The organism is Vibrio sp. TRT 17S01 (genome assembly GCF_050113695.1).
Lineage (GTDB): Bacteria > Pseudomonadota > Gammaproteobacteria > Enterobacterales > Vibrionaceae > Vibrio.
This window is the reverse complement of sequence record NZ_JBNJOG010000001.1, coordinates 256,551-279,405: the sequence shown is the minus strand read 5'-3', so window position 1 is coordinate 279,405 and position 22,855 is coordinate 256,551. Positions and strand designations below refer to the sequence as shown.

The window sequence follows — 22,855 nt, the reverse complement described above, 5'->3', positions numbered from 1 at the left end:
TTTTATCAGCTTAGTTGATTACTGAGCTTTGATATAAAGATCTTTTGAGTAGATCTTTTCTTCTGGGTTGTTTACTGGGAAACCACCAACTTTAGGAGACAGTAGACGTGTTTTAACGTACTGGTAAATTGGAGCAATTGGCATGTCTTTAGCCAGTAGCTTTTCAGCGTCTAGGTAAAGTGCAGTACGCTCAGCTTCAGATGTTGAAGACAGTGCTTTTTCCATGATCGCATCGTATTCTTTGCTATCGTAGTGAATACCACCAGTAGTATTGGTGCTCTTCATTAGCGTTAAGAATGACGAGGCTTCATTGTAATCACCACACCAACCTGCGCGTGAAACTTCAAAGTTACCCGAGTCTTTTGTTGACAAGTAAGTCTTCCACTCTTGGTTTTCAAGAGTTACATCAAGACCAAGTGTCTTCTTCCACATTGAACCAAGTGCAACAGCAATCTTCTTGTGGTTTTCAGATGTGTTGTATAGAAGCGTAAACTTAAGCGGGTTATCTTTACCAAAGCCAGCTTCTTCAAGAAGACGAGCGGCTTCTGCGTTACGCTCTTTTTGTGTCATCTTGCCGTATTCTGGTGTCTCAGGGTTAAAGTTAGCTGTAATTTCAGGTGTTAGGAAATATGCAGGTTTTTGACCTTGGCCAAGAATTGCGTCTGTTACGATGTTACGGTCAATTGCATAAGAGATTGCCTTACGTACACGAACATCATCAAATGGCTTTTTCTTAGTGTTGAAGATGTAGTAGTAAGTACACAGGTTACCTGTGATTGAAAGAGATTCTGGATGCTCTTTCTTCAAACGACGGAAATGTTCATTTGGAATCTCATAAGTCGCGTCAATTTCACCTGCTAAGAAGCGGTTCATTTCTGCTACTTGGTTTTCAATTGGCAAAAATGTAACTTTGTTTAGAACAGTTTTATCGTTATCCCAATACTTTTCGTTACGCTTAAGAACCAAACGTTCATTCACTACCCAGTTATCAACTACGTATGCACCATTCCCAACGAAGTTTTCAGGCTTAGTCCACTGATCACCAAACTTTTCAACCGTTGCTTGGTGTACTGGTTTAGTTGTTGTGTGACCTGTCATCATCACAAAATATGGAACTGCCGTCTCTAGTTCAACAACTAACGTGTAATCATCAACTGCTTTCACACCAAGTGTACTTTTGTCTTTCTTACCAGCAACGATATCTTTAGCATTCTTCATCTTGGTGTATTCCATGTACCAAGAGTATGGCGAAGCGGTTGCTGGGTCGACAGCACGTTGCCAACTGTATACAAAGTCTTTAGCTGTTACAGGATCGCCGTTTGACCAAATTGCATCTTTACGTAGGTGGAAAGTGAACGTTTTGTTGTCTGCCGTTTCCCAAGATTCTGCGATACCAGGAATAGTATTACCTTCGGCATCTTGATTCACCAAGCCTTCAAGAAGGTCACGAATAACGTGAGATTCAGAAACACCTTGAGATTTGTGAGGGTCAATGGTCGCAACTTCCGCACCATTACCACGAACGATCTCTTGTTTTTCTGCTAATTTAGTGCCAGCTGGAACGTCAGCGGCAAAAGTTGTAGTTGAAGTGGCGGCCACTGCTAGACCTGCACCTAGAAGAAGGGCTTGTGTGATTTTGTTCTTATACATGCGTAAAACTCCAAGTTTTCATTTTGCATCCATGACTTCTTTGCAAGTTCACTTGAACGGAAGTGATTTAGATTTATTTTGACTGCAAAATAAGCAAAAAAATCTAAAACCTTACAAAGATTGCGGCACACAGTAGCAATCATTGAAGTAATTTGCCATAAAAATGTAGCAAAAAATCTTATAATTCTCCGATTACCTCAACAAATTAGCAAATATCACTACCACAGTTAACATTTGCGGCACTTTCCAATAGGAAATCTTTTGCCAATAGATTGAAGTGCCAAATAATCTAATAAGACACTTATTTTTAGCATCTTATGCTAGGCATTGTGCATAAAATTTAACAAAAGTTATGTAATCAGGATAACAAATAGCTACATTCGTCTTATTAAATGAGGTAAAACGTGAGCGGAATCACGCGTTAAATAAGAAGAGTTACGTATAGAAAAACACCGAATAAAATAAGTATTTTTTCTTAGTAAATAGTTATTCAGAATGAGTTCTTTTAAGAGGAAAAATATTCAAAAGAGAAATAGGACAAAAATAACAGGATCAGTAAATTTACTAACGTTCAGATGGGCGAAGGCCCCAGCCACATCCCGGCACACAAGTCACACGCTGCGGCTGCTTCCTTCCGGACCTGACCGAGTTCACGAGCTATTGTTGCGGGAGGACCAGGGCCTCCATCGATTTGTTTTCTTCAGTTTCCCGAAGAGTGCGGAGATTATTCATTATCACGTGATGCAATGCAAGGGTTCAATCGCAATAAATGCCTAATTCAGCGCTAAGTGGGCAGCAAATAAGCAAATTAGACTAATCTAACCACTTCTCGCATGAAACGCAGCCGGTATTCAAAAGCATTATTCCCCATCGTACTCTTCAGCAGAGCGCAAAATATAGTCTGTCATCCATGCGGTGCCTAATAAACACAACCAAACAACAAACACGGGATTAGGAACATCGATTGACGGAGTCACAACAAGTGCGGCAAAGCCAACGGTAGGAAGCGTCCAGCACAACAGTTTGTTCCATCGAAAGCTGGTTAGTTTTGTCAAACTTTCCATTGAGGCCATCATACCTGTGATGCTTAACGCGACTAATACCGCATAAGACAAATCAGCCAGCCACAAAGGGATTATCAGAGCTAACACCCACCAACTGTGTTTGTATGAAGGCTTCCAATGAGAAGCGGCCCACCAGATCACGATAACAGACGCTACCTGCAATACTGTTACCAGTGGGGTACCTGATAATTTTCCCGCAGATTGTGTCACCATAATGCCCACTTCCAACGTCAACACTATTAATGCAGCCGTTAATACAACACCAATACTGCTGCGCCTAGAAAAAACCACCATCAATAATGGGAATAGAATCCACACACTCACAGAAAGGGGAATAGGTTGATAAGGTAGAGTTAGCCCATACAACGTCATAGCCGCAAGCAACACCAAGCCTTTAATACCGCCATAAGGCAGCATCCACAAAGCAGGAATGACCATAGCCAGTACTGGGATATCTCCCTGACTGAGACTAAAAGCTCGAGCACACACGATAGCAAGTAACGTGGTTATCACAAATTGCAGTGTAGAAAATACCATGCCCTCTCCTTTTGATACCCTTTGTGCTTCAATATTCCATCAAAGCGACAAGCCAAGTATCCTTACTTGGTTAACGACTTAGGACAAAACCAGTATGGATCAATTTCTCTCACAAATCTTTGCTGTGATTCACCAAATTCCCTATGGGAAAGTAACAACTTACGGTGATATTGCAAAAATGGCCGGCTATCCGGGTTACGCTCGTCACGTTGGTAAGGCATTGGGAAACCTTCCTAAAGATAGCAAGTTACCTTGGTATAGAGTCATTAATAGTCAAGGACAGATCTCTTTGACAGGAAGCGCAATGGAACGACAGAGAAATGCGCTACAAAGCGAAGGGGTTGAAGTCAATGAAGTGGGAAAAGTAAGGCTGAAAAACTACAAATGGCAGCCCTAGAGATGCCATTTTATATTGAATAAGGTGTTAGGTTAGCCTCGAACACCAACCAGACGTAAGTCTACTTTCTGCGTCTGGTTTGCATCTGTGATCACAGGGTAAACCGTATCAGTTGTGAAGCGAAGTTTTCCATCAACTTCGATGCGAGCTCGAACGCTGTATGTATGACGTGCTTCGATTTTGTTCTGATCATAAGCAAGATCAAAATTGAAAGGCACCTGCGCACCATTTGTTTCAAAACGATGTTTAGCAATCACTTTTGATGGTGCATCTGCTAAAGAAATATCTTCAAGGGTAACAGTGACGATAGCGCTATCTGGTAAAGCAATACGCTCACGGTATGCAATCGTACCTGTAATAGATTGTACTTTCGCCTCATCAACATTTGAGTCTGATGATGACTGACAACCAAATAGAGCCAAACCAAATACAACCGACATTATTGCTACTAGTGCCTTTTTCATAAAGCCTCTCTTCAATTATTTAATTCAGGCAGATTATAGGTAGAGAATTTGCTCTTGTCATGAACAGTTTTTATCTATTGACGAGATTTTGACTCTGTTATTTTTCTCGTATCAAAAATAAGAACATTCAATCCTGCTACTTATAAATCAAACATTTGTTTTCAACTCGTACAAAACCGTACAATAATAAATAGGTCAAAAGCAAACGAGAATCGACATGAGTAAACCACTAACCGAACTGCTAAACCTGTTACAACTAGAGAAACTGGAAGAAGGTTTATTTCGTGGCCAAAGTGAAAACCTTGGCTTGCCTCAGGTTTATGGTGGGCAAGTCATTGGACAAGCACTTTCTGCTGCCCGTTATACCGTCGATCCCGATCGCACAGTACATTCATTTCATAGCTACTTTCTCTATCCTGGCGATCCTGAAAAACCCATCATCTATGATGTTGAAAATTTAAGAGACGGGAAGAGCTTCAGCACAAGACGAGTAAAAGCAATTCAAAATGGCAGACCCATTTTCTATCTCACGGCCTCTTATCATGGCGAAGCGCCTGGATTTGAACACCAAAATGCCATGCCTGATATCCCCGGCCCAGAAAACTTTGCATCAGAGTCTGAGCTAGCAGCCCGGATTTCTGATTATTTACCAGAAAAAATCAAGAAAGTATTTTGTGGTGAAAAGCCCATTGAAATGCGTCCTGTAACCGTAGTTAACCCACTCAAGCCTCATAAGGCGGAACCAAAACAGTATTTATGGATCCGTGCAAATGGCGAGATGCCAGACAACCAATTGATTCATCAATACTTGTTAGCTTACGCATCCGATTGGGGATTTCTGGTGACAGCACTACATCCACATGAAGTGTCATTGATGACACCAAATTTTCAGGTGGCAACGATTGATCATTCTATTTGGTTTCACCGCCCATTTAAGCTAGATGATTGGCTGCTTTACGCGATTGAAAGCCCGACAGCCAGCAATACCCGAGGTTTAGTGCGAGGCGAAATATACAATCGTCATGGTGACTTAGTTGCGTCTGCCGTTCAAGAAGGTGTTATGCGCTTCAATCATAAATAGACAACGCCCGGCTCATAGCTGGGCACTTTTTTATATCGGCAGTGCGGTGGTGTATTTGAGAGGTTCCATAGCGAATGTTGAGGTCACATTAGAAATTCCGTCTACCGAATTAACCAACTTTTTGTAAAATTCATCAAAACACTTCATATCTCTAACCAGCACCTTCATCATGTAGTCGTATTCTCCTGCCATACGATAAAATTCCATGACTTCGGGGAACTCGGAAGCCGTTGCCACAAATTGGCTATACCATTCGTGTGAATGATCACTTGTTTTTACCAAAACAAATGCTGTAAAGGATAAATCTAGGAGTTCAGGATTCAACAACGCAACCCGCTTTGCAATGACGCCAGATTCTTCCAATTTTTTCAACCGCTTCCAGCAAGGCGTGGTGGTTAGATTTACTGATTCAGCAAGCTCGTTCAGCGACAAAGTACCATCGTCTTGCAATAGTGCGAGTATCTTTCGGTCAATCTTATCCAATTCCATTCCTCACAACCTCAACAAAAGAGAATATTTTTCTCCATTTAAACCAAACAACAAACAAAGAAGCAAAGTTTTTCTCTACAAGAATAGGTAAATTATCATCATAACGAAGCTTGAGGAAAACATCATGTGTACCGATCATAACTGGATTAACAACGCCGTTCGTAAAATTGAAGCAGATTATCAGCGCTCTGCCGATACTCACTTGATCAAGCTCGACCTTCCTTGCGTCGATGGCATCGACATTTATTTAAAAGATGAAAGCACCCATCCGACAGGCTCTCTCAAACACCGACTTGCACGTTCACTGTTTCTATACGCAATTTGTAACGGCTGGGTTGGTCCAAATACACCGATCATTGAGTCTTCTTCAGGTAGTACAGCTGTTTCTGAAGCGTATTTCGCTCGCTTATTAGGGTTGCCTTTTATTGCCGTCATGCCTAAATGCACTGCCCGTAAAAAAATTGAACAGATTGAATTTTACGGCGGTAAAGCTCATTTAGTTGATCGTTCAGATCAAATCTATGCTGAATCTCATCGCTTAGCGAAAGAATTAAACGGCCATTACATGGACCAATTTACTTATGCTGAACGAGCAACTGACTGGCGTGGCAACAACAATATTGCCAACTCAATCTTTAACCAGATGGAAATGGAAGATCATCCTATTCCAACTTGGGTTGTGATGAGCCCGGGAACAGGAGGCACATCAGCAACCATTGGCCGTTTTATTCGTTATCAAAAACATGATACTAAGTTGTGTGTGGTTGACCCTGAAAATTCGGTTTTCCACGACTATTACAAAACAGGAAATGCTCAGCTTACCGGTCAGTGTGGAAGCAAGATTGAGGGTATTGGCCGCCCACGAGTTGAGCCAAGCTTCATTCCCGGTGTCATTGATGAAATGCGCACTATTCCAGATGCCGCAAGCATCGCAACCATCCACTGGCTAGAGAAAATTTTGGGTCGGAAAGCAGGCGCATCCACCGGAACCAATTTGTATGGTGTATTACAGCTTGCGAGTGAAATGAAGCAACGTGGCGAAACCGGCTCGATTGTCACTCTATTATGTGACAGTGGAGAACGCTACCTCGATACCTACTACAACGATAAATGGCTCAATCAGAATATTGCCGATCTTCAGCCGTATATGGCTAAGTTGGAAGTGTTTCAAGCAACAGGACAGTTGGAACAGTAAACCACAAGTTTAGTCCTAAAAGACTCCCTACTGGGAGTCTTTTGTAAGAGGCCCTAACGCCTAAATTCCATAATAGCTAGCTCTACCAATATCCTTTCAAACATTTCAAAATTGATACTCGCTGCAGTTTTTACAACGCCCCGCTTTTCTTGACATTCACTCACAACAAACTGACAGGCTCAGAATAATTAATGACAAGCGCATGACGCTGCATATGCCTTCATATAGATAATAAAGTCAACACAATCCATATGATTGGAAATCATTAATAGAATAAGAGGAATGAAGATGAAAAAGCATGCTCTAGCCCTTGCAGTACTGACAATTGCAATTGCAGGTTGCGACACCGCAGCAGATAAACCAGAAGCGCCAGCGACTGAGTCTTCAACAACCATCCTTGAGCAAACACAAGAGATCGCAACCATTTCTGCTGAAAAAGCCAAAGAAGTAGCAGGTGACTCAGTGGATGTGATCAAAGAAGCGGCATCGGATACAGCAACAGCGGTAAAAGATGGTGCAGAAAAAACAGCAGAAGCACTGAAGGAAGGTGCGACGACAACGGTTGATGCTGTTGCAGAAACAACATCGGCAACAGTCGACACTGTATCGGAAGCAACAACCAATGCTGCGGATGCAGTTAAAGACACAGCAGCAAGCGCAGTAGAAACAACAGCAGCAGCTGTAGGCTCTGTATCAGAAGCGACAGCAAACGCTGCCGATTCAGCACAAGAAACCGCTTCAAACGCAACACAAGCTGTAGCAGAAACAACCGCAGCAGCAGTCGATGCTGTGGCTGAAACCACGACAAATGCAGCAGATGCAGTGGCAGAGAAAGCAGCAAATGTTCAGGAAGCCGTTGTAACAGAAACCGATCAGGTGATTGATAAAATGACACTTGATAATTCAGCGGACTCGGCACGTGTGAGCATCGATTGGGACGGAACATACACAGGTACTGTACCTTGCGCAGATTGTGTAGGTATCCAAACAACATTAACACTAAACCCTGATATGACTTACTCTTTAACTCAAGTTTATCAAGGTAAAGAAAACGCAGAGTTCAAATCACAAGGCCACTTCACTTGGAGTAAACAAGGTAACATCGTGACACTAGAGTCTGAAGACCAAGCTGCAAACCAGTACTTGGTTGGTGAAAATTCACTGATGAAACTAGATGTGAACGGTGAGAAAATCACAGGTGACCTAGCTCCGCTTTACAATCTGAAAAAGCAAAAATAATCATCAAAAAAACGCCGGCATGTCCGGCGTTTTTTCTCTCATAGAGCCACAGGTAAATAATACAAACGGCAGATAACAACAAAAACAAAATAACCCGCATTTATATATAATGCCTTTTTCGCTAATCTGTATGTTCTTACATATGACAAGAACAAAATCTATGCGTCTCCTAACCTTAATTTTGGCTTTTCTGATCACTGGCTGCTCTGATGTTGTGACCAGTCACTACAATACTTACCAACAAGCTAAGGAAGATAAGCTATTTGAACGGGGCTGGTTGCCAGATATATTGCCACCAACCGCAGTCCAATTAGAAATTCGCAACGACCTAGACTTAAACACTTCCACTGGCCATTTTACTATTCCTCCTTCTGGAGTCGCTGATTTTCTGAGCAAACTCAAACCCGTGTCAAACAAGCCTGATACTTATTATTACCAAAATTGGCAGTTTGAGCTCACCACTTCAGGAGTTTTCGAATACACCTACCCTATAATCCAGTAATGCTGTTAGTGACGACAAAATATACGTTCGCAAACCAAGTTCACTGATTATGTAGAGAGGGCATTATTTCTTCTGGCGGGCTTCGAATGCAGCAAGCTGCTCTGGTGTGGCTGCAGGTTGATGGTTTTGTTTCCACTCATCATAAGTCATGCCATAAACTCGTTCTCGCGCATCATCAATATCAAGTGATAAGTTTTGTGATTCAGCCTCTGCCTTATACCACTTACTGAAACAGTTACGACAGAAACCAGCTAGGATCATCAAATCAATATTCTGGACATCCTTATTGTCATCAAGATGTTTTAGCAAACGGCGAAACACGGCAGCATCTAGAGAATCCTGTTGTTGTTGAGACAAATTTTTATACTTAAATTCAGCCACTTTACTTTCCTTATTTGTTTTGTGTACTTACTCAGTATGACTAAGCCGTAAAAATACTCAATAAAAAAACGCCCGGATATCTCCGGGCGTTTTTATCACTAACTATTTGTTAAATTTAGCCTTGAATACCAACAATCAACCAAGGTGCATTTGGTGTTGTGAGATCACGTTCTAGGTGCCAAATATCTTCAATATTCTCTTCGATACCTTCAACTGCATCACGGTAGCGGCCACTAAACTGCAAACTCAGTTGAGCTTTGTTTGCATCGTAATCAGCACGAACAATGTCCGCATCAACATACATGACGTCAGTATGCTGTTCACCATCAAGTTTTGCACGTTCTGACTTAAGATCTTCTAATAAGCTCGGCGAAACATATTCTTCAATTTTTTCTAACTGATTGTGGTTCCACGCACCTTGAAGAATGCGGTAGTGCTCACGAGCACCTTCAACGAAAGCTGCTTTGTCAAAACCTGGTGGGTAGTTATGTGGAACATCCGTCGTACCACCAAAACCGCCGTTTGAAGCACCAGCATTCTGTTCGAAATTATGCACATTTGGCTGCTCAAATTTTGGTGATTGACCACCAAATGCAGGCTGCTGACGATGCTGATTCATACTACCTTGCTTAGCACCTAGCATTCCTCTCATCAATTTAAAGATGACGAAAGCAATCAAGCCAATGATCAGGATATCCATAAACTGGATTCCTTCAAACGCACCACCGAAGAATGCAGCCAATAGACCGCCAGCAAGCAATCCGCCTAGCAAGCCTCCCATCAACCCTTTTTTCGTTGAGCTTTGGGTCTTCGTTGTTTGATCTTTTCCGATGTTATTTGTGTTTTGTTGTTGCTGCTTAGGGGCAGGAGCGGTTTTATAGCTCTTACCAAATGATTTACCACCGCCAAACTTCTTCGCTTCAGCGATTGGAGTTATGGCAACTGAAACCATCAGCAAGGCAACAAGGGAAAAAAGCCGTTTCATATTTTTCCTTAGGGTTTAGGTTTACTTTTAGAGGCAGGGTAATCATAGCCCCACACGCTTGATAATGAAATATGCGAAAAGCCAATACATGTATCAGAATATTGCAAAGATTACACTATTCAAGTTGACGCTTCTCTTGATCGGTCATTAAAATATTGAACGTTGTTCATTATTAATAATTTAACCATGGCGCGTAGAAACGATCATACTCGTGAGGAGCTTATTGCCCTTACACTAGACACTGTCAAAGAATTTCTCAACGAACACTCTTATCATGAGCTGAGCTTGAGAAAAATCGCAAATATGATTGGCTATGTACCTAGTACTTTAGTGAATGTATTTGGGAACTATAATCTTCTGTTGCTCCATGCCGTCGCGCAAACATTAGACGAATTATCACAAGACGCACGTAAAGTGGTTGCTGGTTGCCAAGACCCGCAATCGGCACTTTATGAACTGGCATATTGCTACCATGATTTTGCCCAGAAGCACCCACATCGCTGGCAGCTGATCTTTGAACACAATATGAATGGTGAGGCATTGCCTGAATGGCAAGCGGAACGTATTGATCATATGACGGCAATGCTGGAAGGGCTATTGAAAGTACTCGCTCCTCAGCGTACCGATTCAGAAGTGCTTCAAGCAAGCCGCGTTTTATGGTCTGGCGTTCACGGTATTACACTATTGAGTGTTGATGATAAGTTCTTTGCCGCCGAACCAATTGATGGAAAAGAGTTAATCGAAAATCTGCTCTCGAATTACTTGGCTAATTGGTAAGCATAAGGAAATGCAATGCCACACCACAATCAAGCCTCTCTGTTAGCGCAAAAGCGCTTCTTACCCTATTTTATTACGCAGTTTTTTGGCGCATTTAACGACAACATTTTTAAAAATGTTCTGCTGTTATTTGTTGCCTTTGCGGGAGCAAATGCACTGCCCGTCTCAAGCCATTTATTTATCAATCTTGCTGCTGGCTTATTTATACTGCCCTTTTTCTTATTTTCGGCCTCAGCGGGTGTTTTAGCCGATAAGTACGAAAAGTCTTGGTTTATTCGCAAAGTCAAACTGGCTGAAATTGGCATTATGTGCCTTGGTGCCATTGGTTTCATCACCGAAAGTTACGCTATTTTATTGCTGCTACTTTTTTTGATGGGGACGCAATCTGCTTTTTTTGGCCCAGTGAAATACGCACTGCTACCCCAGCAGCTCAACCCAAAAGAACTGGTTCCCGGTAATGCTCTAGTCGAAACCGGTACTTTTCTCGCCATTTTACTCGGTACTATTGGTGCAGGAATCATTGCCTCCGCTGATAACGCAAAATACATAGCCGCTGGATGCGTAATTTTATTTGCGTTGCTTGGCTACCTATCCAGCCGTTCAATTCCATTAGCACCAGCTTGTGCACCTGAATTAAAATTCCGCTGGCAACCGATTCAACACACCAGAAAAACCATCTCGATTGCCAAATCTGATCGAGTGGTCTTCCAGTCAATCATGGCCATCAGCTGGTTTTGGTTCTTGGGAGCGGCATACTTAACTCAGTTTCCAAATTTCACCAAACTTTATCTCAATGGAAATGAGAGTGCGGTGTCGTTTTTACTCGCACTCTTTTCTATTGGCATTGCCGCGGGCTCGTTGGCATGCGACAAACTATCGAATCATCGTATTGAAGTCGGCATCGTGCCGATTGGCAGCTTTGGCATCACAGTATTCGGTTTTTTAATGGCCACCAGCATTCCTGAGCAACTCCCGACCTTTCAGAATTTCTCTGATTTTGTCAGTTACCAAGATTTATGGCCACTATTTGCATACCTATTATTACTTGGCGCATCAGGAGGCGTATTCATCGTTCCCTTATATGCCCTGATGCAACAACGGGCAAAAGTCACGGAACGTGCACAAGTTATCGCTGCACTCAATATTTATAATTCTCTGTTCATGGTTGGTAGTGCGGTTTTAGGTATCGTCTGTTTAAGTCTCCTTGAACGGTCTATTCCTCAGTTATTTATCACACTGACAATTTTAAACTTTCTTGTCGCTAGCTATCTCTTCTTGCAAGTTCCTGTCTTTGTGGTTCGTTTCTTGGTTTGGATTCTTACCCATACCATGTACCGCGTGAACCACAAAAATCTACACCACTTACCCGAGAAGGGGGGCGCTCTTGTCGTTTGCAACCATGTAAGTTACATGGATGCATTATTATTAAGTGCCGTGTGTCCTCGATTGATCCGCTTTGTGATGGAAGAAGATTACGCCAACCTTCCTCCTTTAAGGCGCTTTCTTAAGCGAGCGGGGGTTATCCCAATATCAGCGACGCGCAAAGGCTCCATAAGAAAAGCCTTTACTGACGTAGAACAAGCGCTTCAAGAAGGGCACATTGTGTGTATTTTCCCTGAAGGACGTCTCACTGCTGATGGCGAGATGAATAACTTTATGCGAGGAATGGACATCATATTGCGTCGCAGCCCCGTTCCGGTCATTCCAATGGCGCTAAAAGGACTGTGGGGCAGTTATTTCAGCCGTTATAAAGGCAGTGCTTGTAAAGGGCTTCCTACTCGCTTCTGGTCTAAGCTAGAAATTGAAGCAGGGGAACCAGTTCAACCTGAATTGGCAACCACGCAAGTCATGCACGATAAAGTCCTCACCCTACGAGGTGAATGGCGATAACGTTCAGCGATCCTGAACATTTGTTCAAAACATTGATACTTACTGATTGTATGGTCCTCTGTACAATCGCGTCTCTTTTAGTTTTAGTAATAAGTTAATGAAATCATTAAAACAAACCATTCCGTTTGTCCTTGCTATCGGTTTTTGTCTTTCGCCCTACGCTTCTTCACCGATGGCATTGGTCATTGGTTTTTTTCTTGCCAGCCTTGGATTGATACCAAGCGGAATCGCATTGTCATCAATCACGAAAAAACTTTTAGCCTACTCCATTGTTGGGCTAGGTTTTGGGATTCACTTTGATCAAGCGCTAGCCGTTACTGCAGATGGTATTGGCTTAGTAGTTGCAACTATTATTGGAACACTTCTCTTCGGCTGGGGACTTGCAAAAGCCTTAGGACTGGATAAAAAAACGGGCTACCTTATTTCATCGGGTACCGCAATTTGTGGAGGAAGTGCTATTGCAGCCATTGCCCCAGCAATCAAAGCTGAGGACGAGCAAATTGGCTTAGCCTTAGCCACCGTATTTGTCCTTAACTCTATCGCCCTTTTTGTCTTTCCTGTAATTGGTCATGCGTTAGCTCTCGACCAGCAAACCTTCGGGACTTGGGCTGCTATCGCAATTCACGACACATCTTCTGTGGTTGGAGCGGCGTCTGCATATGGGGAAGAAGCTTTAACAACAGCGACGACACTCAAACTGGCACGCGCATTGTGGATTATTCCCGTCGCACTGGTGAGTGCCATGATTTTCCGTAATGATTCAAAGAAAATCACCCTACCTTACTTTATTCTTTTTTATTGCATCGCCATCGCGATTAGTGACGTATTACCGCAATATGAACAAACCTATCAATTGATATTTAGCTTCGCAAAAAAAGCGTTGATTGTTTGTTTATTTTTGATTGGTTGTGGAATTTCAGTAGAAAAAATCAAATCGGCAGGAACCAAACCGCTTATTTTTGGCGTAACGATGTGGGGACTTATCTCGAGTTGCTCATTAGCATGGTTACTCTTCGCTTAACACGCGTTCAGATTGGGGTTGTGTCGTTTTCTTTTTTTCTAGCACCAACATCACTACCAATATAAAGGCCGTCAGTTCGGCAAGCGCGCGCGCAAGCCCTTCGCTCTGAATCGCAATCACAATTTGAATGAGCACCGCCACGATAATCATTGCTTTCATATCCCTGACTCTTATATCTGATTCCATTAAATTTCTAAATCATTATGAGTCAGGGTTATAAGGTTACAAAATTCGCTTTTGTACTATCAAATATCAAAATTAACTAAGTTGTTCCTCCAACCAGTTAATAAATACCTTCACCTTAGGTCTCCCGTCCGCACCCACTGGGTACATCACATCATAACCTAGCTCCGTATCCATATAAGGGTAAGGGGAAACTAACTCGCCTGATTCAATAAGAGGCTTTACAAATTGATATCGTCCCATTGCAACACCCAGATGATTGCGAGCACATGTGATCCCCATTTCACGATAACTTACGCTGTATGAATGCTTAAATACGTCCACCTTTAGTTTCATATGCTCAACCCATTGTTGCCATACTTCCGAGCCTAATGCATGAATGAAGTTCACCTCATGGAGTGACTCTAATCCTTTTTTATATAAACCTAATTCTTCAGCATATTGTGGGCTGCATACTGGGATGTACTTTTCATTCAATAAGCGCTTACGATGCATATTGGCATGATGTTCCGAGGCATAAAAAATCGCAACATCAACGTTATTTCCGACCAAGTCTTGATTGTTTTCCTGCGCAAAGATATTCAGATTGAACTTAGGGTATTGTGCTTTAAAGTCTGCAAGCTTTGGTAGCAACCAACCATTTGCAAAGCCGAGAGAGGTCGCAATGTTCAATTCCCCCCCCTCATCTAGCGATTTAATGTCATTTATTTCAGTAAAAATTTTATTTAATGAACTAGACAAGGTGGCCTGAAATCGTTTCCCTTCCTCGGTCAACTCTAATTTGCGAATGCCTCGAACAAACAAATTAAAACCCAATTCTGATTCCAGCACTTTTATCCGATGGCTTACTGCACCTTGCGTTAGGTGAAGCTCTTTTGCTGCAAGCGTAAAGCTGAGTGTTCGTGATGCCACATTGAATGTGTGTAGATTTCTAAGAAGTGATTGTTGTTTTGCCATGACATTAACGCATTAAAAATTTTAATCCATATTACTCTTTCTTTCGTTTGTTTACAGCGCGAAAAATGTTTCAAATATGCGCCGTTATTAATTTAGCGATGGGTAAAAATCAAAACCAATATTATTACTCATTAGAAAAATAAATGAATAAACAAATAATTCATTAGGGGTAAACATGAATATTCTTGGGTATATGCAAAAAGTCGGCAAGGCGCTGATGGTCCCTGTGGCCACACTGCCTGCAGCGGCAATATTAATGGGGATCGGTTATTGGCTCGATCCAACAGGTTGGGGAGCAGATAATGTATTAGCTGCTTTCTTGATCAAATCTGGTGGTGCCATTATCGACAACATGGCCATCCTATTTGCCGTCGGTGTCGCATTTGGCTTAAGTAAAGACAAGAATGGTTCCGCAGCGTTAGCTGGCTTTATTAGCTTTATGGTTTTGACCACATTGCTATCCCCTGATTCAGTAACTCAGCTGCTTGGCGTTAGCGCAGACGAAGTTCCAGCGGCGTTCAATAAGATCAGCAACCAGTTTGTCGGTATTATCGTTGGTATTATCTCAGCAGAAATTTATAACCGTTATTCTTCCGTTGAATTACCAAAAGCATTGGCGTTCTTCAGTGGTAAACGTTTGGTGCCTATCCTAACGTCAATTGCTGGCATGGTTTTGGCGTTTATCTTGCTGTACATCTGGCCAATCATCTACGATGGCCTCATCGTCTTTGGTACTCAGCTAGAGTCTATGGGTGCTGTTGGTGCGGGCCTGTTCGGCTTTTTCAACCGACTAACTCTGACTATTGGCATGCACCATGCGCTCTACCCTGTTTTCTGGTTTGATGTGGTTGGTATTAACGACATTCCAAACTTCTTAGGTGGCGCTCAGTCGATTACTAATGGAACTGCCGTTATTGGTAAAACGGGTATGTATCAAGCTGGTTTCTTCCCAATTATGATGTTTGGTCTACCGGGTGCGGCTCTGGCGATGTACCACTGTGCAGACAAAAAGAATAAAGACAATGTCTTCTCTATTATGCTTGCAGGTGCAATGGCGTCTTTCTTCACTGGTATCACTGAACCACTTGAATTCAGCTTTATGTTCCTAGCGCCAGCATTGTACTTCGTTCACGCGGTGCTTATGGGCATTTCAATGTACATTGCGGCAACAATGCAATGGATTGCTGGCTTTGGCTTCTCAGCAGGTCTTGTTGACTTCGTTTTATCAAGTCAAAACCCGTTGGCGACACAGTGGTACATGCTAATTCCACTGGGCCTTGTATTCTTCGTGGTTTACTACGCTGTATTCCGCTTCGTTATCATCAAATTTAACCTGAAAACTCTAGGTCGTGGTGAAGACATGGCTGGAGACAAAGACGAGTCACCAGAGCAACTTGAAGATCTTGCGAAACAATACATTGCAGCCATTGGTGGTGCGGAAAACATCACAGAGGTGGACAACTGTATTACTCGTCTTCGCCTTGGCGTGAAAGATTCATCACTCGCTGATAGCAATAAACTTAAACAGTTGGGTGCTGCTGGGGTCGTACCGGTCGGTAAAACTGGTCTTCAAGTTATCGTCGGCTTAGGTAAGGTAGATAAAGTCGCTGAGCAAATGAAAAACGTTCTTGCGTAACCATTAGCAAAATCAATAAAAATTAGGGCGAGTCACCTTCGCCCTTCCCCCTTGAAGTGCAACTACAACTAGTCACTGTTTTGCACTTCTTTTTCCAACCAATCTTTAACCGCTTGTCGAGATACTTTTATTCCCGTTTCCAATAACGATTTTGGCATGACATAGTACGCCACCGGCCATTTAAACTTCACCAATTTGTCAGAAAGAAACGCATCGAACTCTGCTTTCACTATAGGCATTGATGTTTGCACAACCGCCACAGGACGAGTACCAAACTCTATATCAGCAACTGGAATCACGATCGCTTGGGCAACCTGTTCATGTGAATTCAATACTGCTTCAATTTCCTCACAGTGGATATTCTCGCCACCAGAAATAAATTGGTTGTCAGCTCGACCAATGATCACTAGCTCATTATTTCGCCATTCCCCTAGGTCTTTAGTATCGAACCATTCATCAGAGATTAATGGCGTCACCATACCTTGGTGATAGTAGCCCTTTGCTAACGTCTCACCTTTGATAAAAATGCGTTTTTCCTCCAGCTTGACCCCTCTCCTTGGCAACACGCAACCTGCACTATGATGATCATTGATTTGCTTTGCTGTCACCGTTGAAGCAGCCTCAGTCATACCGTAACCAAGCCAAGTTTCAATTCCACGTTCCGCCGCGGCTAAACTAAGCTCTTGAGGAACATGACTCCCCCCGAGTAAAACATGGCTCAGTTCGGTGTCGATACCACTTTCTAGCAAACGTTTTAACTGGGTAGCAACCAAGGATGCATGAGTTACGCCCTGAATATCTTTGAGCAATTCCCCACAACCTACCTTTAAGCAGGCTCCAGCAAATAACCAGCGATACACAATCGCCAACCCGGAAACGTGATACAGAGGAAGGCTCAACAACCAAGTGTGCTGCTCAGTAAATCGAAATTTTTCTAATAACCCCGAAGCAGACGCCAGATGTTGTGCCGAAGTATGAAGCACCGCTTTCGGTTTACCCGTCGATCCTGAGGTAAATACTATCGAAGCAGGGTTGTCTGGCAGATAACTATTGAATGAAGAATGAGCCGATGATGAGCTACTAAGTTCAATGCTGTTTGATGTGTAACGAAGAGAAGCGTGCGCCGACCACCATAAATGTGGCGGTCCTGAATAGAGAGTGTCGAGCTTGTTTTGTAGCACTTCATCGGGTTGAGGCATGGTCAGCGCGCAAATCACACCAAGCTCAAGACACGCCAAATAAACCATCATCATTTCAGGCGTATTTTTTCCAATGCAGGTCAGCACATCCCCTTGCTTTAGTCCACGCAGAGTTATTTGCGCAGCATAGGCATCCACCCGCTCCTTCAGCTCCTGCCAACAATACTGGTGGTTTTCTGTGAGCAATGCTAATGAAGATGGGCGCTGTTGCGCCCATTTTGTTAGAGGAGATGTACTCATTAAGACTGCCAAATTAGCGTTTGTTCTGCCAATGGAGAGAGCGGAAGCTCACACCCTGGCCATTCCACTTCAAGCTGCTGAGCAAACAAGCCTACGGTATCTAAACCTGGCACTTCATCTGGCAGTTGCCATTTAGCCAAACGTGCCAGTTGAGTCAGGCCAAAACTTGATTCAATGCTTGAACTGATCACCGACGTGATCCCCAACTCTTTCGCTCTTTCAATAAGTGCAATACAGCGCTCTACTGAACCAATCAAGGTGGGTTTGATCACGATCGCTTTGGCACCTGTTAGATTTTCTAAACGAAAATCATCGCTGCGAATCGCATGCTGCAACGTTTCATCCCAAGCGATTGGAATGCCGGTATCAATCGCAAATGAAAAACTGTCGCCCGGCACTTGGCATGGCTCTTCTATGAACGCTATGCGTTGACGTAATGTAGGAACGACGTGCTTGGCAAATTGCTGCGCTTTCTCTGCCGTCCATGCGCGGTTAGCATCTAAGCGTAATGTTAAGTCTGGAATCGATTCTAAAAACAGAGAAACAATCAAACCATCACGAATGGCTTCATACAAACCTACTTTGATTTTAGCGACCTTCTTACCCTGCATCTGATCTAACTTAGGAATCAGTTCGTCAGGATCACCACTGCAAAGTGGTGCCGCCGTATAATTGCCTTCTGGCGGTAATTGACCACTTAGCTCAAGCTCTGCCATCGACAAACCAAATGCAACCGATGGATAAAGCTCTTCATAGTCAAATGCCTCACCAGCAGCCCAGCGCTTAAGTTGCTCAAGAGTCTGAGTACATGCTTCTTCTGCACTTTCAATACTGAAACCAGGTAGAGGCGCAATCTCTCCTCTCCCTATTTTTCCTTCATGTTCTAACTGAACAATAAAGCCTTCTCGTTCAGTTAGTCTTTGTTCTCTAAGTATCACACCGCTGTCCATAGGCAGCAGGTAACGGTACAGTTTCGCTGACTTTATCATTTCTCTTCCCCAATTCTATTGTTGTAGTAGACCTAACGTTATTTATCTATTTTTCATCGAAGGTCTCGAGGGAGGAAAAGAGGATGGTATGGTGGTAGCTCTTGTCATGGAATGTCCCATTTCTATCTGATTGACTCATACATGAGTCTTATGTGATGGCGAATAATCTCAGAAAAAGCTGCGGGTTGCTCTTGATGAGCATTGTGTCCTGCGGCATTCACTTGAGTGAAGGCAAGTCCGCTCTGTTCTGCCATTTGACGGAACTTCACGTCTTTATCGCCGAAAATATAATGGATAGGTACCGAAGTTAACTTTAACCTATCCAGCAAATAATCCTGTTTAGCCAATGAGGTTGCTTTTAGCATGCTGGCAACTTGAGCCGCATTATTCTTGCTACGTTTAGCGATTACCGCTTGTCTTCGCTCGCAAGTGAGTTCTGCAAATACCGCTTGTTGATACCAATCAGCAAGCACTTGCTCGATAGGCTCACGGCAAAAACGTTCTGCCCAACGCACATCATTTTCCCAACGCGCTTGTTTATCAGACACCGTATCGAGACCAAAGTTGCCGCCCTCAAGTAGTGATAAGCAAATATTGAGCCTTGAAAAGCAATCATGAGCTAAACCATGCATCGCGATGCGCGCTCCCATAGAATAGCCCACCAAAATGATGGGCATCTCAGGAGGAAAATGAGAACTGATTGCATCAACAATCATGTCGCAACAATGCTCAAAGCCTTGGCAGATTATGCCATTACTTTGTCCATGACCCGGTAGATCAATGCATAGGCAAGCATAGTCAGGAAGAAGGTTTAATGTCTCTAGCCAGTCATCACCACTTCCCAATAAACCATGTAGGAATACAACCGCTGGCTGCTCCTGAACCGCTGAAAAATGGTGAAGCTGACTATAGAGCATGGAGATGACGTACCACCTGTTTAATATGGTTTGAAGCTTGTTCAGGAGGCGTCATTACCTCAATTAATAGTGGTCCGTGGCCTGTCCCTAGATGTTGTTCGATCATACTTGAACATTCATCTAATGTTTGAGGACAGCAATAAGGGATCTGGAACTGATTCGCCGCACCAGCAAATTGATAGCCATGAGGCATCTGATACAACGCTTGCTTTTGCACGTTTGGTACTGGCAGCAAATCAAAAATAGCACCGCCATCATTATTCGTGACCACAATAACCGTTGGTGTTGGTTCATGAGTAAACAACGCCAAAGAGTTAAGATCATACAGTAGCGAAGTATCGCCCACTACCACTAAAGTCGGCACTTTAGTATGTCGTACAACCCCACTTGCAGTCGCGATAAGCCCATCAATACCCGAAGCGCCGCGATTGCTGTATACCGCCCTCCCCGGCAACCGACTAAACATGTCGGTTAATCGTACAAACAGGCTATTGCCAATAAAGAGTTGTGTATGGGGAGGCACATTGGCTAAAGACAGGGCCAATGACGCTTCAGATAATGAAGATTCATCCGCTAGCATGGTTTTGGCGGTACTGAGGGTAGCACTGGCAACCTTACGAAGGTCATCAGCCCAACCACGAGTCGTAACACCTTGTTGCCAGTTGTCATTCGCTGCAAGCCATTGCTGGATATCACACACATGATGGTACTGTGGCAGATGATCTTGATTATTTCGACCATGAGCGTGCTCGATGTAATGGTACTCACAATCGCTATTTTCAACTCGTTGCTTGAGCCAGTGATTCAGCCTTTTTGATACCAAGCGAGAACCAAACTGCACCACCAAATCACACTCATTAAGCTTGTCAGCCCATTCTTGCCGTTGCAGCCACAAATCAAAATGAGCCCATTCACTCGAAATACCAGATTGTGGATCGCACAATAGAGGCCAGCCCGCTTCATTCGCAAGTTGCTGCACTCGCTTCGCTTCCTCAATTGAAACACTACCGACAATCAATAAACCTTTTTTCTCGGCAAATGAAGCTGTATCGAAGAACTGACCGGACTCCGCCAATATACGCTGACAGTAAGGCTGGTTACTTTGCCACCAATGACTAACGGTATCTAAATAGTGTTGAAATATCGATTTAGATTCCGAGCTGTATAACGGCTCAGGAAAAGGACAATTGATATGGATACTGCCACTGTCTTGCGCTTGCTTTTGCATGACTTGATCAATCGAAGTGAGCAGCCATTTCAACGGAGTATGCAAAGCTGGGGTTGGCAAATTAAGGGCTGCTGTCACATGAGATGAATAAATGCCTTGTTGGTCGATGGCTTGATTCGCGCCGCACCCGACTAATTCCACGGGGCGATCGGCAGTCAACACAACTAACTTCTCACCCGTTAGATGTGATTCCGCAATCGCTGGTAATAAATTAGCTACTGCAGTACCGGATGTGACGACAACTGCGACAGGACGCTGACTTGATTTGGCAAGCCCTAACGCTAAAAAGCCTAAACCACGCTCATCAAAATGTGTGTGCATGGTTAATTTGGGGTTTGCAGCCGCTTCCAAAGTAAGAGGGGTTGAGCGAGAACCTGGCGCCACACAAATATCACAGACACCTAATCGACTTAACTCTTCAAGAATGGTTTGTGACCATATACGGTTTAATACCGCTTGGTTGGTACTCATGAAGCCACTCCCAGCGGGGCATTCTCCGAGATCAGCGACAATAAGGTCGACATTTTTTTATCTAATTCCTGCCATTCATGCTTCGCAACCGAGCCGGGAACAATGCCAGCTCCGGCAAACAATTGGAGCTGCTCATCAACAATCAACGCACTTCGGATTGCGACGCAAAATTCTGCTTTTTTATGACTGATATAACCAATCGAACCTGCATACCAACCTCTGGCAAAAGGTTCATTCTGACGAATAAAATCGATAGACTCTTGCCGAGGTAAGCCAGCAACAGCTGCCGTTGGTTGAAGCGCACTAAGTAGCTGAACACCATTCACCCCAGGATTAAGTGTGGCATGAATACTGCGTTTTAAGTGCTGCACTTTGCGCAAACGAACCAAGCGAGCTTCTGATTCAACATGAACCTTTTCTGAGTGTGGCGTAAGGCGCTCAATAATATCATCCACCACATACTGGTTTTCATTCAAATTCTTACTGTCTTGCGACAACCAGTTGGCCAGATCCATATCTTGTTGCGCATTCACCCCACGACCAATCGTGCCAGCCAACGCTTCAGTATGTAATTCTTGACCTTGACGAGAGTATAGACGCTCAGGCGTTGACCCAATAAAAGCATGTTTTTGGTCAAGAGCCAGAAGAAAGTGGAAACTATGATGGTTATTTTGATAACTGGCTTTCAACAGTTGAGCCGGACACAGTGGGCCATCGAGATCAACGGTTGTTTTACGTGCCAACACCACCTTTTTAAACGCCTGTTGGTCAATCCCGGTTAATACACGTTCCACTAACTCGTTCCACTGTGGCTGTTGTGGTACATGCGTAATATTGCAGATATGTGCGGAAACAGGAGCCAGAGGGGTCACATCAACTTGTAGTTTATTCAGACTTGATAAGGTGCGATGCCGCTCTCCATTGAGATTCACCGCAATAGACCATGTATTATCAAAGCGGATCAACTCCACTTGCGGTAAGAAGAAAAATGAAGACATGCAGCGGCGATTTTTATCTGTCTGACCATCGAAGGAACGGCCTCCCCAAACTCGCTGATCTTCAGCAAGTACAGTATAAGCTGGTGCAGGGTCAGTAAATGTGTGCAGTTGTCCTAGTGCAACAACCTCTTCACGAGTATCACGAGATTGCCAGTAAAATTTGGGAAATATCGGTTGCGCGTCCAACCAATCAATAAAGGCAAAGTCAGGTTTTTCCTTAAGAACTTGAACCAAACGGCTAGTGCCGTCTTTTGCATCCTTTACACGCTCAATAAGTTCAATGACGGCTTGATGAAAGTGTGACAAATCAGCCTCGTCTTACAGGAGATTTCGATAGAATTTGAACGCTACTCTATTGTTAGACC

At 43.4% G+C, this 22,855-nt stretch carries 22 protein-coding genes and 1 other RNA gene; 9 read left to right on the top strand and 14 right to left on the bottom strand.

All coding sequences use genetic code 11. The annotated features are described in order from the left end of the window. Positions 1 to 18: 18 nt before the first annotated feature. From ACQEXS_RS01230 to ACQEXS_RS01220, 3 genes are all read right to left on the bottom strand, one after another. Positions 19 to 1,650: an ABC transporter substrate-binding protein gene (locus ACQEXS_RS01230; protein WP_427012533.1), complete on the bottom strand. Its 1,632-nt coding sequence runs from the start codon at positions 1,648 to 1,650 to the stop codon at positions 19 to 21. A 583-nt stretch (positions 1,651 to 2,233) separates the two neighbouring features. Beyond that, positions 2,234 to 2,330: signal recognition particle sRNA small type (ffs, locus tag ACQEXS_RS01225), an RNA gene on the bottom strand. A gap of 180 nt (positions 2,331 to 2,510) precedes the next feature. Next, positions 2,511 to 3,251, bottom strand: coding sequence for a hypothetical protein (locus tag ACQEXS_RS01220; RefSeq protein WP_367988682.1), 741 nt, complete (start codon positions 3,249 to 3,251; stop codon positions 2,511 to 2,513). 94 nt (positions 3,252 to 3,345) lie between these two features. Between ACQEXS_RS01220 and ACQEXS_RS01215 the strand changes: the two genes are divergently transcribed. Further along, positions 3,346 to 3,648, top strand: coding sequence for an MGMT family protein (locus ACQEXS_RS01215; protein WP_427012532.1), 303 nt, complete (start codon positions 3,346 to 3,348; stop codon positions 3,646 to 3,648). Between the two features lie 32 nt (positions 3,649 to 3,680). Here the strand turns inward: ACQEXS_RS01215 and ACQEXS_RS01210 are convergent, their stop codons facing one another. Beyond that, positions 3,681 to 4,112, bottom strand: coding sequence for a YbaY family lipoprotein (locus ACQEXS_RS01210; RefSeq protein WP_367988680.1), 432 nt, complete (start codon positions 4,110 to 4,112; stop codon positions 3,681 to 3,683). A 217-nt stretch (positions 4,113 to 4,329) separates the two neighbouring features. Between ACQEXS_RS01210 and tesB the strand changes: the two genes are divergently transcribed. Beyond that, positions 4,330 to 5,193: an acyl-CoA thioesterase II gene (tesB, locus tag ACQEXS_RS01205; RefSeq protein ID WP_367988679.1), complete on the top strand. Its 864-nt coding sequence runs from the start codon at positions 4,330 to 4,332 to the stop codon at positions 5,191 to 5,193. 30 nt (positions 5,194 to 5,223) lie between these two features. Here the strand turns inward: tesB and ACQEXS_RS01200 are convergent, their stop codons facing one another. Further along, entirely contained in the window at positions 5,224 to 5,682 is a 459-nt protein-coding gene (locus tag ACQEXS_RS01200; RefSeq protein WP_427010873.1) for an Lrp/AsnC family transcriptional regulator, read from the bottom strand. Between the two features lie 124 nt (positions 5,683 to 5,806). On the opposite strand from ACQEXS_RS01200, the gene ACQEXS_RS01195 reads away from it, so the two are divergent. The 3 genes from ACQEXS_RS01195 (at position 5,807) to ACQEXS_RS01185 (ending at position 8,618) form a co-directional block, all read left to right on the top strand. After that, a complete protein-coding gene (locus tag ACQEXS_RS01195; protein ID WP_427012531.1) occupies positions 5,807 to 6,877 on the top strand; it encodes a PLP-dependent cysteine synthase family protein in 1,071 nt (356 codons plus the stop codon). Positions 6,878 to 7,165: 288 nt separating this feature from the next. Then, entirely contained in the window at positions 7,166 to 8,116 is a 951-nt protein-coding gene (locus tag ACQEXS_RS01190; RefSeq protein ID WP_427012530.1) for a copper resistance protein NlpE N-terminal domain-containing protein, read from the top strand. 160 nt (positions 8,117 to 8,276) lie between these two features. Further along, positions 8,277 to 8,618: a hypothetical protein gene (locus tag ACQEXS_RS01185; protein ID WP_427012529.1), complete on the top strand. Its 342-nt coding sequence runs from the start codon at positions 8,277 to 8,279 to the stop codon at positions 8,616 to 8,618. Positions 8,619 to 8,681: 63 nt separating this feature from the next. Here the strand turns inward: ACQEXS_RS01185 and ACQEXS_RS01180 are convergent, their stop codons facing one another. Next, positions 8,682 to 8,999, bottom strand: coding sequence for a DUF1244 domain-containing protein (locus tag ACQEXS_RS01180; RefSeq protein WP_367988672.1), 318 nt, complete (start codon positions 8,997 to 8,999; stop codon positions 8,682 to 8,684). A gap of 115 nt (positions 9,000 to 9,114) precedes the next feature. Beyond that, the gene (locus tag ACQEXS_RS01175; protein WP_427012528.1) at positions 9,115 to 9,984 is read right to left on the bottom strand and encodes a Tim44 domain-containing protein; all 870 of its coding nucleotides are present in this window, start codon (positions 9,982 to 9,984) and stop codon (positions 9,115 to 9,117) included. A gap of 186 nt (positions 9,985 to 10,170) precedes the next feature. On the opposite strand from ACQEXS_RS01175, the gene ACQEXS_RS01170 reads away from it, so the two are divergent. The 3 genes from ACQEXS_RS01170 to ACQEXS_RS01160 all read left to right on the top strand — a co-directional run bounded on the left by ACQEXS_RS01170 (position 10,171) and on the right by ACQEXS_RS01160 (position 13,672). Further along, entirely contained in the window at positions 10,171 to 10,761 is a 591-nt protein-coding gene (locus ACQEXS_RS01170; protein ID WP_367988670.1) for a TetR/AcrR family transcriptional regulator, read from the top strand. 15 nt (positions 10,762 to 10,776) lie between these two features. Then, the gene (locus tag ACQEXS_RS01165; RefSeq protein ID WP_427012527.1) at positions 10,777 to 12,651 is read left to right on the top strand and encodes an MFS transporter; all 1,875 of its coding nucleotides are present in this window, start codon (positions 10,777 to 10,779) and stop codon (positions 12,649 to 12,651) included. Positions 12,652 to 12,748: 97 nt separating this feature from the next. After that, positions 12,749 to 13,672, top strand: a complete 924-nt coding sequence (locus tag ACQEXS_RS01160) for a YeiH family protein (protein WP_427012526.1) — start codon at positions 12,749 to 12,751, stop codon at positions 13,670 to 13,672. Here the strand turns inward: ACQEXS_RS01160 and ACQEXS_RS01155 are convergent. Both ACQEXS_RS01155 and ACQEXS_RS01150 read right to left on the bottom strand, forming a co-directional pair. Next, entirely contained in the window at positions 13,658 to 13,831 is a 174-nt protein-coding gene (locus ACQEXS_RS01155; RefSeq protein ID WP_367988667.1) for a hypothetical protein, read from the bottom strand. The genes ACQEXS_RS01160 and ACQEXS_RS01155 overlap by 15 nt on opposite strands. Before the next feature lie 99 nt (positions 13,832 to 13,930). Beyond that, positions 13,931 to 14,812, bottom strand: coding sequence for a LysR substrate-binding domain-containing protein (locus ACQEXS_RS01150; RefSeq protein ID WP_427010880.1), 882 nt, complete (start codon positions 14,810 to 14,812; stop codon positions 13,931 to 13,933). Positions 14,813 to 14,987: 175 nt separating this feature from the next. Here ACQEXS_RS01150 and nagE point away from each other — a divergent pair, with 175 nt between their 5' ends. After that, positions 14,988 to 16,448, top strand: coding sequence for an N-acetylglucosamine-specific PTS transporter subunit IIBC (gene nagE / locus ACQEXS_RS01145; protein ID WP_427012525.1), 1,461 nt, complete (start codon positions 14,988 to 14,990; stop codon positions 16,446 to 16,448). 68 nt (positions 16,449 to 16,516) lie between these two features. On the opposite strand, the gene menE is transcribed toward nagE, so the two are convergent. The 5 genes from menE to ACQEXS_RS01120 form a co-directional block, all read right to left on the bottom strand. Next, positions 16,517 to 17,887: an o-succinylbenzoate--CoA ligase gene (menE, locus tag ACQEXS_RS01140; protein ID WP_427012524.1), complete on the bottom strand. Its 1,371-nt coding sequence runs from the start codon at positions 17,885 to 17,887 to the stop codon at positions 16,517 to 16,519. Next, positions 17,887 to 18,873: an o-succinylbenzoate synthase gene (gene menC, locus ACQEXS_RS01135; RefSeq protein WP_367989155.1), complete on the bottom strand. Its 987-nt coding sequence runs from the start codon at positions 18,871 to 18,873 to the stop codon at positions 17,887 to 17,889. Before menC ends, menE begins: the two co-directional genes overlap by 1 nt. Before the next feature lie 125 nt (positions 18,874 to 18,998). Next, positions 18,999 to 19,793, bottom strand: coding sequence for a 2-succinyl-6-hydroxy-2,4-cyclohexadiene-1-carboxylate synthase (gene menH, locus ACQEXS_RS01130; RefSeq protein ID WP_427012523.1), 795 nt, complete (start codon positions 19,791 to 19,793; stop codon positions 18,999 to 19,001). Beyond that, complete coding sequence (gene menD / locus ACQEXS_RS01125; protein ID WP_427012522.1) at positions 19,783 to 21,492, bottom strand: 2-succinyl-5-enolpyruvyl-6-hydroxy-3-cyclohexene-1-carboxylic-acid synthase; 1,710 nt, start codon at positions 21,490 to 21,492, stop codon at positions 19,783 to 19,785. The genes menH and menD overlap by 11 nt, the downstream gene beginning before the upstream one ends. Next, positions 21,489 to 22,796 carry an isochorismate synthase gene (locus ACQEXS_RS01120; RefSeq protein WP_427012521.1) on the bottom strand — a complete coding sequence of 436 codons (1,308 nt, stop codon included), beginning with the start codon at positions 22,794 to 22,796 and terminating at the stop codon, positions 21,489 to 21,491. The genes menD and ACQEXS_RS01120 overlap by 4 nt, the downstream gene beginning before the upstream one ends. Positions 22,797 to 22,855 lie beyond the last annotated feature (59 nt).

What these genes read in the sequence shown, in the direction of transcription:
- ACQEXS_RS01230 (WP_427012533.1), bottom strand. Translation starts at nt 1,650, where the DNA reads ATGTATAAGAACAAAATCACACAAGCCCTTCTTCTAGGTGCAGGTCTA.
- ACQEXS_RS01220 (WP_367988682.1), bottom strand. Translation starts at nt 3,251, where the DNA reads ATGGTATTTTCTACACTGCAATTTGTGATAACCACGTTACTTGCTATC.
- ACQEXS_RS01215 (WP_427012532.1), top strand. Translation starts at nt 3,346, where the DNA reads ATGGATCAATTTCTCTCACAAATCTTTGCTGTGATTCACCAAATTCCC.
- ACQEXS_RS01210 (WP_367988680.1), bottom strand. Translation starts at nt 4,112, where the DNA reads ATGAAAAAGGCACTAGTAGCAATAATGTCGGTTGTATTTGGTTTGGCT.
- tesB (WP_367988679.1), top strand. Translation starts at nt 4,330, where the DNA reads ATGAGTAAACCACTAACCGAACTGCTAAACCTGTTACAACTAGAGAAA.
- ACQEXS_RS01200 (WP_427010873.1), bottom strand. Translation starts at nt 5,682, where the DNA reads ATGGAATTGGATAAGATTGACCGAAAGATACTCGCACTATTGCAAGAC.
- ACQEXS_RS01195 (WP_427012531.1), top strand. Translation starts at nt 5,807, where the DNA reads ATGTGTACCGATCATAACTGGATTAACAACGCCGTTCGTAAAATTGAA.
- ACQEXS_RS01190 (WP_427012530.1), top strand. Translation starts at nt 7,166, where the DNA reads ATGAAAAAGCATGCTCTAGCCCTTGCAGTACTGACAATTGCAATTGCA.
- ACQEXS_RS01185 (WP_427012529.1), top strand. Translation starts at nt 8,277, where the DNA reads ATGCGTCTCCTAACCTTAATTTTGGCTTTTCTGATCACTGGCTGCTCT.
- ACQEXS_RS01175 (WP_427012528.1), bottom strand. Translation starts at nt 9,984, where the DNA reads ATGAAACGGCTTTTTTCCCTTGTTGCCTTGCTGATGGTTTCAGTTGCC.
- ACQEXS_RS01170 (WP_367988670.1), top strand. Translation starts at nt 10,171, where the DNA reads ATGGCGCGTAGAAACGATCATACTCGTGAGGAGCTTATTGCCCTTACA.
- ACQEXS_RS01165 (WP_427012527.1), top strand. Translation starts at nt 10,777, where the DNA reads ATGCCACACCACAATCAAGCCTCTCTGTTAGCGCAAAAGCGCTTCTTA.
- ACQEXS_RS01160 (WP_427012526.1), top strand. Translation starts at nt 12,749, where the DNA reads ATGAAATCATTAAAACAAACCATTCCGTTTGTCCTTGCTATCGGTTTT.
- ACQEXS_RS01155 (WP_367988667.1), bottom strand. Translation starts at nt 13,831, where the DNA reads ATGAAAGCAATGATTATCGTGGCGGTGCTCATTCAAATTGTGATTGCG.
- ACQEXS_RS01150 (WP_427010880.1), bottom strand. Translation starts at nt 14,812, where the DNA reads ATGGCAAAACAACAATCACTTCTTAGAAATCTACACACATTCAATGTG.
- nagE (WP_427012525.1), top strand. Translation starts at nt 14,988, where the DNA reads ATGAATATTCTTGGGTATATGCAAAAAGTCGGCAAGGCGCTGATGGTC.
- menE (WP_427012524.1), bottom strand. Translation starts at nt 17,887, where the DNA reads ATGAGTACATCTCCTCTAACAAAATGGGCGCAACAGCGCCCATCTTCA.
- menH (WP_427012523.1), bottom strand. Translation starts at nt 19,793, where the DNA reads ATGCTCTATAGTCAGCTTCACCATTTTTCAGCGGTTCAGGAGCAGCCA.
- menD (WP_427012522.1), bottom strand. Translation starts at nt 21,492, where the DNA reads ATGAGTACCAACCAAGCGGTATTAAACCGTATATGGTCACAAACCATT.